The organism is Gordonia liuliyuniae (assembly GCF_021739025.1).
GTDB classification, from domain to species: domain Bacteria; phylum Actinomycetota; class Actinomycetes; order Mycobacteriales; family Mycobacteriaceae; genus Gordonia; species Gordonia liuliyuniae.
On sequence record NZ_JAKKOT010000003.1, the window covers coordinates 877392 to 889420 of the forward strand.

The 12029-nt window shown below is 63.0% G+C and carries 10 protein-coding genes and 1 pseudogene; 6 read left to right on the plus strand and 5 right to left on the minus strand.

Annotated elements, in window-relative coordinates; genetic code table 11:
• The first annotated feature begins 12 nt into the window (after positions 1-12).
• Positions 13-2208: a class 1b ribonucleoside-diphosphate reductase subunit alpha gene (gene nrdE / locus L5G28_RS09175; protein ID WP_236999248.1), complete on the plus strand. Its 2196-nt coding sequence runs from the start codon at positions 13-15 to the stop codon at positions 2206-2208.
• A gap of 541 nt (positions 2209-2749) precedes the next feature.
• Here the strand turns inward: nrdE and L5G28_RS09180 are convergent.
• The 4 genes from L5G28_RS09180 to L5G28_RS09195 form a co-directional block, all read right to left on the minus strand.
• On the minus strand, positions 2750-2956 hold the full coding sequence (locus L5G28_RS09180; protein ID WP_236999247.1) for a hypothetical protein: 207 nt from the start codon (positions 2954-2956) through the stop codon (positions 2750-2752).
• 121 nt (positions 2957-3077) lie between these two features.
• Complete coding sequence (locus L5G28_RS09185) at positions 3078-3434, minus strand: VOC family protein (protein WP_236999246.1); 357 nt, start codon at positions 3432-3434, stop codon at positions 3078-3080.
• Positions 3431-3574 (minus strand): hypothetical protein, encoded by a 144-nt coding sequence (locus L5G28_RS09190; protein WP_236999245.1) that lies wholly within the window; start codon positions 3572-3574, stop codon positions 3431-3433. The genes L5G28_RS09185 and L5G28_RS09190 overlap by 4 nt, the downstream gene beginning before the upstream one ends.
• 536 nt (positions 3575-4110) lie before the next feature.
• Positions 4111-5034 carry an amidohydrolase family protein gene (locus L5G28_RS09195; protein ID WP_236999244.1) on the minus strand — a complete coding sequence of 308 codons (924 nt, stop codon included), beginning with the start codon at positions 5032-5034 and terminating at the stop codon, positions 4111-4113.
• Between the two features lie 54 nt (positions 5035-5088).
• Here L5G28_RS09195 and L5G28_RS09200 point away from each other — a divergent pair, with 54 nt between their 5' ends.
• Both L5G28_RS09200 and L5G28_RS09205 read left to right on the plus strand, forming a co-directional pair.
• Positions 5089-5571 (plus strand): MarR family winged helix-turn-helix transcriptional regulator, encoded by a 483-nt coding sequence (locus L5G28_RS09200; RefSeq protein ID WP_236999243.1) that lies wholly within the window; start codon positions 5089-5091, stop codon positions 5569-5571.
• Positions 5572-5596: 25 nt separating this feature from the next.
• Positions 5597-7123 carry a carboxylesterase/lipase family protein gene (locus L5G28_RS09205; RefSeq protein ID WP_237001252.1) on the plus strand — a complete coding sequence of 509 codons (1527 nt, stop codon included), beginning with the start codon at positions 5597-5599 and terminating at the stop codon, positions 7121-7123.
• Positions 7124-7276: 153 nt separating this feature from the next.
• Here the strand turns inward: L5G28_RS09205 and L5G28_RS09210 are convergent, their stop codons facing one another.
• Positions 7277-7870 (minus strand): TetR/AcrR family transcriptional regulator, encoded by a 594-nt coding sequence (locus tag L5G28_RS09210; protein ID WP_236999241.1) that lies wholly within the window; start codon positions 7868-7870, stop codon positions 7277-7279.
• A gap of 449 nt (positions 7871-8319) precedes the next feature.
• On the opposite strand from L5G28_RS09210, the gene L5G28_RS09215 reads away from it, so the two are divergent.
• The 3 genes and pseudogenes from L5G28_RS09215 to L5G28_RS09225 form a co-directional block, all read left to right on the plus strand.
• A complete protein-coding gene (locus L5G28_RS09215) occupies positions 8320-9663 on the plus strand; it encodes a cellulase family glycosylhydrolase (protein WP_237001253.1) in 1344 nt (447 codons plus the stop codon).
• Positions 9660-10526 carry a lipase family alpha/beta hydrolase gene (locus tag L5G28_RS09220; RefSeq protein WP_236999239.1) on the plus strand — a complete coding sequence of 289 codons (867 nt, stop codon included), beginning with the start codon at positions 9660-9662 and terminating at the stop codon, positions 10524-10526. Before L5G28_RS09215 ends, L5G28_RS09220 begins: the two co-directional genes overlap by 4 nt.
• A 324-nt stretch (positions 10527-10850) precedes the next feature.
• Positions 10851-11905: pseudogene (locus L5G28_RS09225) on the plus strand (IS3 family transposase); the annotation flags it as partial.
• Positions 11906-12029 lie beyond the last annotated feature (124 nt).

Here is a 12029-nt window from a genome sequence, read left to right on the forward strand (position 1 = left end):
CCAGGAGTACCCGTGTCGCCCACCGCCACTGCCACAGATTCCACCGTTTCGGCCAGCCAGTCGGGGGTGCACGCAGGCCCCGCGGGCCACGACCCCGGGGAGTTGGACTTCCACGCGCTCAACGCGATGCTCAACCTGTACGACGCGGACGGCAACATCCAGTTCGAGAAGGACAAAGAGGCGGCGCGGCAGTACTTCCTGCAGCACGTCAACCAGAACACGGTGTTCTTCCACGATCTCGATGAGAAGCTCGACTACCTCGTCAAGGAGAACTACTACGAGCCCGAGGTGCTCGCCCAGTACGACCGCGAGTTCGTCAAATTGCTGTTCGGCCACGCGTTCAGCAAGAAGTTCCGCTTCCCGACGTTCCTCGGCGCGTTCAAGTACTACACGAGCTACACGCTCAAAACCTTCGACGGCAAGCGGTATCTCGAGCGTTTCGAGGACCGTGTCTGCATGGTCGCGTTGACGCTCGCCAGCGGCGACACGTCGCTAGCACGCAACCTCGTCGACGAGATCATGGACGGGCGCTTCCAGCCGGCGACGCCGACGTTCCTCAACTCGGGCAAGAAGCAGCGTGGTGAACCCGTCTCGTGCTTCCTGCTCCGTATCGAGGACAACATGGAGTCGATCGGCCGCTCGATCAACTCGGCGCTGCAACTGTCCAAGCGTGGCGGCGGTGTCGCGCTGCTGCTGAGCAACGTCCGTGAGCACGGCGCGCCGATCAAACGGATCGAGAACCAGAGCTCGGGTGTCATCCCGATCATGAAGCTGCTCGAAGACTCGTTCAGCTACGCCAACCAGCTCGGTGCACGTCAGGGCGCGGGCGCGGTCTATCTGCACGCGCACCACCCCGACATCTACCGGTTCCTGGATACCAAGCGTGAGAACGCGGACGAGAAGATCCGTATCAAGACTCTCTCGCTCGGCGTCGTGATCCCGGACATCACGTTCGAGCTCGCCAAGAACAACGACGACATGTACCTGTTCAGCCCGTACGACGTGGAACGCGTCTACGGGAAGCCGTTCGCCGACGTGAATGTCACTGACGAGTACCACGCGATGGTCGAGGACGGGCGAATCCGCAAGACCAAGATCAAGGCGCGCGAGTTCTTCCAGACTCTCGCCGAGCTGCAGTTCGAGTCGGGTTACCCGTACATCATGTTCGAGGACACGGTGAACCGCGCGAACCCGGTGGCGGGCAAGATCACCCACTCGAACCTGTGCTCGGAGATCCTGCAGGTGTCGACGCCGTCGACGTTCAACGATGACTTGTCGTACTCGCATGTCGGCCGTGACATCTCGTGCAACCTCGGTTCGTTGAACATCGCGAAGACGATGGATTCGCCGGACATCGCGCAGACCATCGAGACCGCGATCCGCGGCCTCACCGCGGTGGCTGATCAGACGTCGATCGATTCGGTCCCGTCGATCAAGCGTGCCAACGAGGACGGTCACGCGATCGGGCTCGGCCAGATGAATCTGCACGGCTACCTCGCTCGTGAGCGGATCTTCTACGGCAGCGAAGAGGGCATCGACTTCACGAACATGTACTTCTACACGGTCGTGTACCACGCGATCCGTGCGTCGAACACGATCGCGCAGGAGCGAGGCAACGCGTTCGCGGGCTTCGAGGACAGCAAGTACGCGTCGGGCGAGTACTTCGACAAGTACACCGACCAGGTGTGGGAACCGGCGACCGACAAGGTGCGCGGAATTTTCGCCGAGGCCGGGATCGCCATCCCGACACAGGACGACTGGCGTGCGTTGAAGGCCAGCGTTCAGGAGCACGGCATCTACAACCAGAATCTGCAGGCCGTCCCGCCGACCGGTTCGATCAGCTACATCAACCATTCGACGAGTTCCATCCACCCGGTCGCGTCGAAGATCGAGATCCGCAAGGAAGGCAAGATCGGCCGCGCCTACTACCCGGCGCCGTACCTGACGAACGACAATCTGGAGTACTACCAGGATGCCTACGAGATCGGTTACGAGAAGGTCATCGATACCTACGCTGCTGCGACGCAGCACGTTGACCAGGGCCTGAGCTTGACCCTGTTCTTCAAGGACACCGCCAGCACACGCGACGTCAACAAGGCGCAGATCTATGCATGGCGCAAGGGAATTAAGACGCTGTACTACATCCGTTTGCGTCAGATGGCCCTCGAGGGGACCGAGGTCGAAGGCTGCGTCAGCTGCATGCTCTAGAGGCCGGATAGGCAAGGCGCTGGCGAGGGGAGACAACCCCTGGCCAGCGCTTTGTTCCAGGAGTCGCGTAGTGGCTTTTGCGTACGATGAGCAAGAATGGCTGCCGCTGTACCCCCGGCCGCGGCCATCCCGATCGCAGCGATCCCGGCCCAAACACCAGGTGATGCAACGGACTGAGCGAGAAGCCAGATGACACCAACACTGCCGGACACCGCCGAGCGGACTGTTCTCACAATGATCGGTATCGGTCGTATCGCCTGGGGCGCGACGACAGCGCTGGCGCCGGCCCACGTTCACCGCGCGCTTGGTATCGATTACCCGGGCCCCGACCAACGGCAGCTGCGTTAAGGCCTTCGGCGTCCGCGACATCGTTCTTGGTGCCGCAGCGCTACACCCCGATCAGACCATCAGACGGTCAGTGCTGCAGGCCGGCGTGGCAATGGACCTCGTCGACGCCAGCGTGGTCATTGCAGCCCCTCACGAACCTCAACCTCGACAGGAGAACCACGTGAATATCTCCCCTCCGATTATCGACGCGCCGTCAGTCAGCCCACTGCTCGTCTTCGTCGCGGATGTGCACGGGGCCGGTCGTCATGCGCCTGCTCCTTCCCGCTGCGCCGCGAGGTACGCGGGATCGGATGGGCGGCGCGGCCATCGCGTCTCGTGACACCCGCAGTGCGGTGACGGCCTCGGCGTACCCGTCCGCTGACGGGGAGAGTTCCTGGAATTCGGCGAGTAGCGCGCGCATCGTGCAGCAGTTCGGGCGGTGCGTCCTCGGCGGCGGGCGGTTCAGTCCAGGTCGACTCGTTCATGCGGACACGATCTGACTGATCCCAGTGAAATGGTGTGCGCGGCGCGGGCAACTGTGCTCAGCTCGGCGTCGGCTCCGGCAACAGCACCACTGTGTTGCCGATGGGATCGCTCACCCACCAACCGGCACCGTCCCTGGCGTGTTCCGGCAAGGCGTACACGTGGTCCATCAGGCGGTGCGCCGCAGCGTCCATGTCCACGCCGTGGAACTCGAGACGCGTTGCAGTGTGCGGCCACGATGTGGCCGGATACAGTTCCGTCACGAGACCGGTCTCGTCGGACGTGACCGACCATTGCCGGGGACCCGAGCCATGCTTCTCGGCGACGGGTTCGGCGGCGAGGATCTCACCGTAGAACGCCGCGGCGCGGTCAAGGGGCGGCGGTGAAACGTAGAGAACGATCAGGCTCAGCTTCATCGGTCCATCCCTGGCGACCGCATCTCGGCCTGCGGAGCGATCCGCAGTTCCCCGCGTGACTCGCGTTCGCGCAACTCCATCTGCTTCTCGGCCAGCAGCGTGTCGAAGTGCCCCTTGGCGACGACAAGCGAGCCCGGCACTGGTCAGAAGCCTGGGGGTCGGTGACGGGTGTACATCAGGACAGTGGGACATGCAGCAGCCGCACTCCGAGTAGCGGGAGTAACCGACCTCGGTGTCGCTGGCCCCTTCGCTGCGGATCGACGGGTTGAGGCAGCACCCGTTCTCGGAGCCGGTGTGGTCTCGGCGTGGACAGTCGCACAGTTCGGTGGGCGGAGTCTGGGTCATGGAGATGAGCGTGACACGGCGGTCTGACAGGAACGAGCGACTGATCGGTGTCTGCGCGGCCGGTCGCCGAGTCTCAGCGTCCTGAATCCTCAGCTCAACTCCATCGAGGAGCCCTACTGCGCAACCGACGAGAGTTGCGCCCTACCGGGAGCGAGTCTGGTCCCGCCCCTGCCTCCTCAGTTCGTCAGCCGACTCCCGAGGCACGCCGCGTGCACCTTGGATCGAGCTTCGCTGACTGCCGACAGTGTCCGAGCCGGGACGCCCCGCCGGCTCGGTTCTCCTCCGCTACAGCTTCCGACACTTCGTGCCGACGGCACCGCAACGGATCCACCTAACGCCGCAAACGCGGGAAGAGCGCTTCGGCGTTGTGGTGCTCAAGAGCCGCGAGCTGGCCGGGCTGCCAACCCCGGTACGTTTCCAGTTCAGCGTCAACCTCGGCGCGTACTGGCGCCGGAGCGAACGGAAAGTCGCTTCCGTAGAGCACGTGCCCGGCCGCGGCGAACGCCAACAGTGCGGGAAGCGCTGACGAAGACAAGGCCGTGTCGAAGTAGAAGCTGCGCAAGTCCCTGCGGATCCCCTCGGGCGTGGCACCCGTGTTGAAAGAAGCGGCCAGAGTGAACCTCTCAGCCGCGTACGGTAGGAAGCCGCCAGCGTGTGCAAGGATCACCCGCATTCTTCGGTGCCGCGCCATGACACCGTTCGCCACCATATGAACCGCCGTACGAGTGGTGTCGAACGGATAGTCGACGACCGGACTGGGCAGGCCGGGCAACCTGGTGATGGGCGGCTCGGCAGGGTGAATGAACACCACGGCTGCCTGAGTGTCGAGGTACTCCCACAGCGGTTCGATCGACGGGTCTCCGAGGTATGTCCCCTGCGCGTTGGACAGTAGAACGACTCCGTCGGCCTTCAGTTCCTCGAGAGCGTAGGTGGCCTCAACGATCGCGCCCTTGACGTCAGGCAGCGTCAGGACAGCGAAGTGGCCGAATCGCTCTGGTCGGTCTTTCATCAACTCGGCCTGGTAGTCATTCACCGCCCGGGCGAGCTGGCGCGCGTCGTCGTCATCCCCGAAGTGGACGCCGGGTGCGCTCACCGACAGGACTCCGGTCGTGATCTCGCGGTGGTCCATCGCCGCGATCGCACCCCTCGGATCCCAGGCAGGGGTAGGCCATCCGCCCGATGTGAGCCCCCGCTCATCGAGGACGCGGCGGTACAGGGGCGGTAGCAAGTGCTGGTGCACATCAATACGAGTCATAGAAAGCACACTAACAGTTAGCTAACTAAGCAATAGGCTGCTAATCTTCTCGTCGTGGAACGAAACGAATACCGGAGCGTCGCAACGGGGGAGCCCGAAGGCATGGCACAGGCGGCAGACGCGCTCTATCTAGCTATGCGGAAGGCGCGCACAGCGCACAGCAGCGGCGGCCTCTCTCAAGCGCAGATTGCGCTCCTTGATCCACTCTCGTCGCCGGAAGATGCGCTCGCCGTTGGTCAACTTGCCGGCAAGTCGGGCGTCACGATCCCCACGGCCACCCGCATGCTCCAGCAGCTCGAATCCAAGGGCATCCTCACGCGGCGTCGATCACAGGAAGACGAGCGGCGGGTCCTGGTCAGTCTGACTGTCGAGGGCGCGGAGCTACTTGGCCGCCACCGTGTCGAGTTAAGGGGACGGCAGCTGCGCGCCGCGCAGATATTCACATCTAGCGAACGTGCGCAGCTGATCGAGTACATGCGGCGGCTCACCACGGTCATCATGTCCGATGCGAACGGGGAGGTGCCCCGTGCGAGCTGATCCTCGACATGGCAGGGGGAAGGAGATGGACGCATCGCTGGAAGTATCCACCGCCGAGGGGGTGGTGCGTGGCCGCCGTAGCGGTGATGTGAATCGGTGGCTCGGGATTCCGTACGCCTCCCCGCCGGTCGGGCGATGGCGGTTCCGGGCTCCCCAGCCGGTTCAGCCATGGAGTGGCGTGCGTGACGGCACGACCTACGGTGACGCAGCGGTACAGCACGCATCCGGGTCTCGAGCTGGGGCCTTCGTGATCCAGCCGCAGAGCGAAGACTGCCTCACGATCAACGTCACAGCGCCCGCCAACTCCAGTGGTGAGCTGCGGCCGGTCATGGTGTTTATTCACGGTGGCGGCTACTTCTTCGGGTGCTCGGCCATGGACATGTACCACGGGAACAACTTGGCGGCCCGCGGTGACGTGGTCTTCGTGTCGCTCAACTATCGGCTCAACGCGTTCGGTTACATCGACTTCACCCCGTTCGCAACAGCCGACGGTCCGATCGATTCGAACCTGGGAGTGCGAGACCAGGTTGCCGCACTCCAATGGGTGCAACGCAATATCGCTGCCTTCGGTGGTGATCCGGACAATGTCACGATCTTCGGTGAGTCCGCGGGCGGTGCGGCTGTCACGACGTTGTTCGCCACGCCGGCTGCGGACGGTCTGTTTCATAGAGGGATAGCGCAGAGTGCGCCGGTAGATTGGGCTCACGATGCCGACACGGCAGCGGGCATCGCCCGCGGTTGCATTGCCGCCCTGGGCATCCGTGTGGGGGAGGCGGCGGAGACTTTGCGGTTCGCGCCCCCTCAGCGGCTGCGTCGTGCTGTTAGTGAAGTCGCCCGGGGACGGCTGGTGAACAAGCCCGGAGAGTGGACGCTCGCGCCGGTCGTCGACGGCGACTACCTGCCATCCCACCCTTTCGACGCGTTCGCTGACGGCACCGCCCACCGCGTCCCACTGATCATCGGTAGAAACCGCAACGAGGGGTCGTTCTTCTCGAAAGTCCTCGATGCGATACCGACCACTGATGCGAAGCTGAGACGGATGTTCGCGACTTCGGATTCGGTGCCCCTCGACAGTATTGCGAAGCACTACACCGAATACTCGCCCAAGCGGGCGGCCGTATGCATGGGGGCCGATTACACGTTCCTGCGCCCACTGGTCGCGACGGTGGAGGGGCACAGTCGGTACGCGCCCACTTACACCTATCGCTACGACTTTGCTCCGCGAACTCTGAACCTTCTGGGATTCGGTGCAACTCACACGTCGGAGATGATCGCAGTGTTCGGGCTCGACCGTTCTCCGGCAGGGTGGGCGCTGACCGCACTCGGCGGGCGCAAGAATCTTCGTGCCGTGACCGAACAGGTACAAGGTCACTGGATCAACATCGCGCATCACGGCGAACCTCTCTCGTCATGGCCTCGCTACACCGCGACCGAACGCGACACCCTGGTCTTCGACACCCACACGCGTGTGGTCGAGGATCCCGAGCGGGACCGCCGGCTGGCCTGGGCCACCTACCCACGGATGTACAGCCCTAGGGAAGGGTCGGAGTAGGGGAGGAACGCCAGGTCCATGCCTGACATGGCTTCACCGTACGCAGTGATGCGGCACGTCGCTCACGATCCGGCGCAGCGCGTTCGCCCCTTGGTCGCTCCGCCTGGCACCATTTGCGTGTTGTGCGGGAATGCGCTGCCTGTCGTGGCCGGTTCACGCGGCAGGAGTCGGCGGGTGTTGTCCGATCAGGATTCGGGCGAGAGTGTCGGTGAATCGGTCAGCTTCGATGTCACCGGGCGGTCTCCCGAAGAACTCGGTGGTCAAGGCATATCCGATCATTGCCGATATCATCACAGCTGCCGAGGCCGCGGGGTCCTCACTTGCCGGAGATGCTGCTGAGATGCGGGACACCAGGGCTACTGATTCGTTAGCGATACCGCCGTCGACGAGTGCTTCTCCGATGCGTTCGCGGACGCGGGCGTTATCGCGCGAGGCTGCTAGGACGGCAACTAGGTGACGGATTCCAGTTAGGTGTCTGAGGTCTGCGCGCAGGTATGACGGCAGTTGATCGCATGACTCCTCGAGACATTGAGCCGACTCCTTGGCTTCGGCGGCGTGTGTGATGAGTTGATCGAGCACCTCCTCGAGTAACGCTGACTTGTTCGAGAAGTGTCGATAGAAGCTTCCCTTGCCAGCTGCCAGCCCAGACTCTTGTTCGATGGCAGTGACTGTCGTTCCGGTAACGCCACGTTCGGCGAACAAGCGCGCCGCCGCCTCGATGATTCTCCCTCGCGTATCGCTTGCCACAGGCTCATCGTACGGACAATTCTGCAAGGAATGTCTTGCAAACCTGGTTGGTCCGGGGCTACCGTTCCGATGTGGATTCGACCAAACGTCGACACCTGACAACGCGGCCTACTCCGGAGTGTTCCGTCAGGGTGAGTCGCACGAGCCCGCAACCGCTACCGCACTGTGTGTACCGCAGAGATTTGACCGGGGAGGTCACGGCACTGGTGTCGCGGTGCTCGACCGCCCGCGCAAGTGCGAGTGGTGCGATGACTCTAGGAGAAGCAATGCAGCGTCCGACAGCTTGGAATACACGAACTCGCGTGCGTCTCGGTGGGTGCCGAGTGGCCCTGGTGGCCGTCCGTCTACTGCTTGTCGCTGTTCTTAGTGCCGGGGCTATTGTGCTGGTGGTCGGTCCTGCGGCTGCCGATGGTTCGGCCGTTCCTCAACTGCGGCGCGATGGTCGGTGGATGGTCGACCAGTTCGGACGGGTGGTTCTCGTTCATGGCCTGAATCTGGTGTGGAAGCACAAGCCGTATGTTCCGCCGCCCACGGCGCAGGGCTTCACCGACAAGGACGCCGAATGGCTCTACGATCACGGGTTCAACGGGGCGCGACTAGGTACCCTCTGGACTGGCGTCACCCCCGATAGGCCGGGAGTCGAGGATCCCTCGTATCTGGACCGCTGGCAGCCGGTGGTGAATGCACTTGCCGAACGCAGGATCTGGATGCAATTCGACTTCCACCAGGACATGTGGCACGAGAAGTACGGCGGCGAGGGAGCACCCGACTGGGCAACGCACCGCCCCGAACCGTTTGCACGGTCCGCGATCGCGTCCGCTCCTTTCCCCATGGGGTACTGGATGCCGGAGCTTTCGACCGTGTACGACAACTTCTGGGCCAACAAGAACGGAGTGCTCGACCAGTTCGCTCGCGCATGGGCGATCACCGCGAACCGATACAAGGACCAGCCATACTCAATGGGGTATGACCTGATGAATGAGCCCTGGGCGGGAATTGAAGGAATGACCTGCCTGATCGATGGGTGCCCTGATACCTATCGCAACGAACTCCAACCCGCCTTCGAGAAGGCATTGCGGGCCGTGCGCACCGTTGACCCGAACAACATCGTTTGGTTCGAACCCCAGCAGTTCGCCGGCGGACAACGCCTGGACACGTTCTTCACACCAGTCGACGGCGAGCAGAACCTCGGATTCTCCTGGCACAACTACTGCCCTGACGTCTTCGCCGAGTCCCAAGGGCTTCCCGCGGGGAACATGCAGGGATGTCGCTCGTTTAGTACCGACCGGAATCAGCACGCGCTCGATCAGGGACGCAGAATGAATGCCACCACCTTGATGTCCGAGTGGGGGGCCACCGACAACACCACGGCGATCGGCATCGACGCCGACGTGGCGGATCGGCATCTGATGGGGTGGATGCACTGGGCATACAAGAAGTGGGGCGACCCGACAACCGCCGACGGCGACCAAGGTCTCTTCGTAGACGATAGTGATTTGCAGAGCACGAAGAAGGACAAACTCCGACGTCTGGTCCGCACGTACCCGCAGGCAACCGCCGGGATCCCGAAGCGCCTGCGGTTCGACACCAACACTGGCGACTTCACCTACACCTACGAGCCCGGCAATGCCGATGCCCCAACCGAGATCTTCGTGAGCCCGCTGCACTACAAGCACGGACCAGCCATCACTGTCGACGGAGGCACAGTAACTAATGGCCTCACCGACAACCGCATTCAGATCACCGCCAGCGGAAACAAGCCCGTTACCGTCACCATCAAGGATCACTCATGACCACCTCGCTTAGACGCCTTGCGGTCGCCGCGCTTGCAGTTGCCGGCGTACTCGCTTTCACCACGTTTCCTGCCACCGCCCAGACTCGCTTCCAACTGCCTGCGCCATCAATGGCGCAGGTCAACGACTGGGGTTGTAAGCCGGACAGCCCTCACCCAGCCCCGCTGGTTCTCGTGCACGGCACCGCCGCGGACAAGCAGGACTGGGCGGACTACGCACCGTTGCTCGTCAAGCTTGGATACTGCGTCTTCGCGCCCGACTACGGCGGGCACCCGGTGACAGGCGGCCAGGTCAAAGGATTCGGCGATGTGAGAGCCTCAGCCCGGCACGTCGCAGACTTCATCGCGAACGTGAAAGCGCGGACCGGGGCGAAGAAGGTCACCTATGTCGGCCACTCGCAAGGTGCGATGATCGGTGAGTACTACGCGAAGTACCTAGGCGGAGCCTCGACAGTGGACTCCATGATCCTGCTGGCACCGTTGACTCATGGCACGACCTTGAGTGGGCTTAATCGCCTGGTACCAGCGGGCACGCCGAACCGTGCCACTACCGATGCGGCGATGGGAGTGTTCTGCCCCGCCTGCGTAGACATGGAAGAGGGGTCGGCGTTCGTGCGCAAGCTCACTCGTGGCCCGATCGCACAGCCGGGCATCGAGTACTTCGTCATCGCCTCACGAAATGATCTGATCGTCACACCGCCGAAGTCTCAGTTCATCCGGGAACCAGGAGTAGACAACGTGTTCGTGCAAGAGGTATGTCCGCGCGCACACGTCGGGCACCAGGACCTGACCCACGACCGGGTCGTTGCCCAGCTACTCCTCGCGAGGTTAGGGCACCACGGTACGAGTTCAATAGCCTGCTAGGCGTTGTTGGCGAGTTCGGCCCCAGCCCACCTCTTGTGCTCAAGGGTGCGTCACACTTTCGCTCAAGGCGGGACACGCGGCGCGGTCGAGAGCCGATTCCGTGACGTAGAGGACGATCAACCTGAGACGCATGAACTGGATCCTGCTGGAGTCGGTGCGACGGGTCGCGCGGCAGCTCGGCGCGTGAGCTCATTTGTAGCCTCTGCATCGAAGAAGTGGCAGACCGCGGCTGGCCCAACAGTTCGTCGCCTTAACCGACCTGATGCTCCTATGTGAATCGCCCCGGCGTGTCCGGAGACTCTGTTCCTTGGGAAGGATGGAGTCATGTCAGGAAGCACGTCGAAGAGGTACCCGTCGGAGTTGCGTGAGCGGGCGGTCCGGATGGTCGCGGAGATCAGGGCTGAGCATGAGTCGGAATGGGCGGCGATGACCAAGGTCGCTGAGCTGCTCGGGGTGGGCACGCCGGAGACCATCCGGAAGTGGTGTCGTCAGGCCGAGGTCGATGCTGGCCAACGGCCGGGGACGACGACCGAGGAATCGGCGGAGCTTAAGCGGCTCAAACGCGAGAATGCCGAGCTCAAGCGTGCCAACGCGATCCTCAAGTCCGCATCGGCTTTCTTTGCGGCCGAACTCGACCGGCCACAGCGCTGATTGTGCGTTACATCGACGAACATGTCGGTACCCGCGATGGTGATGGTCTGCGGTGGGGTGTCGAGTCGATCTGCGTTCAGCTCACCACGCTGGGTGCGAAGATCGCCCCCGCGACCTACTACGAGCACCGCACCCGAAAACCAACCTTTCGTGAGGTGCGCGATGAGGAGCTGAAGGCAAAGATCACAAAGGTGCACGAGGAGAACTACGGGGTCTACGGAGCGCGGAAGGTGTGGCTGATGTTGAACCGAGAACGAGCCGAGCACGAGGCGCCGATAGCGCGCTGCACGGTCGAGAGGCTGATGACTGAACTCGGTTTGGCCGGCGCAGTCCGCGGCAAGGTCAAGCACACCACGATCAGTGACCCGAAGGCTTCGAAACCACTGGACCTGGTCAATCGCGGTTTCGCGCCGTTAGCACCTGACCGGCTGTGGGTTGCCGACTTCACCTATGTCTCGACATGGTCAGGCTGGTGCTACACCGCGTTCGTCGTCGATGCCTATGCCCGCCGGATTCTGGGTTGGTCGGTATCTACCACTATGACGAGCAAGCTCGTCATAGACGCCGTAGAGCAAGCGATCTGGACTCGCAGCCGTGAGGGCACCGATCTCACCGGCCTGATCGCCCACCATGACCACGGCGTGCAGTACATGTCAGTGGCCTACTCTGAACGGCTCGACGAGGCGGGAATCAAACCGTCGACCGGTGCCGTCGGGTCCTCCTACGACTGTCAGCCTGTTTCTACCCGGTCCCGCGAGGATGGGGTAGTCCCGGCCGGAGCGTTCTGACCCATCTCTACGATTGGCCCGCAGGGTGCCTTGGCGTTGATCTGTCGACCCTCCGGCTGGGCAC

Bases quoted from the DNA above. Each gene is read 5' to 3' on its own strand.
- L5G28_RS09195 (WP_236999244.1), bottom strand. From the start codon at position 5,034: ATGACTCGTATTGATGTGCACCAGCACTTGCTACCGCCCCTGTACCGC.
- L5G28_RS09180 (WP_236999247.1), bottom strand. From the start codon at position 2,956: ATGCGCGCGCTACTCGCCGAATTCCAGGAACTCTCCCCGTCAGCGGAC.
- L5G28_RS09205 (WP_237001252.1), top strand. From the start codon at position 5,597: ATGGACGCATCGCTGGAAGTATCCACCGCCGAGGGGGTGGTGCGTGGC.
- L5G28_RS09220 (WP_236999239.1), top strand. From the start codon at position 9,660: ATGACCACCTCGCTTAGACGCCTTGCGGTCGCCGCGCTTGCAGTTGCC.
- L5G28_RS09215 (WP_237001253.1), top strand. From the start codon at position 8,320: ATGGTCGACCAGTTCGGACGGGTGGTTCTCGTTCATGGCCTGAATCTG.
- L5G28_RS09185 (WP_236999246.1), bottom strand. From the start codon at position 3,434: ATGAAGCTGAGCCTGATCGTTCTCTACGTTTCACCGCCGCCCCTTGAC.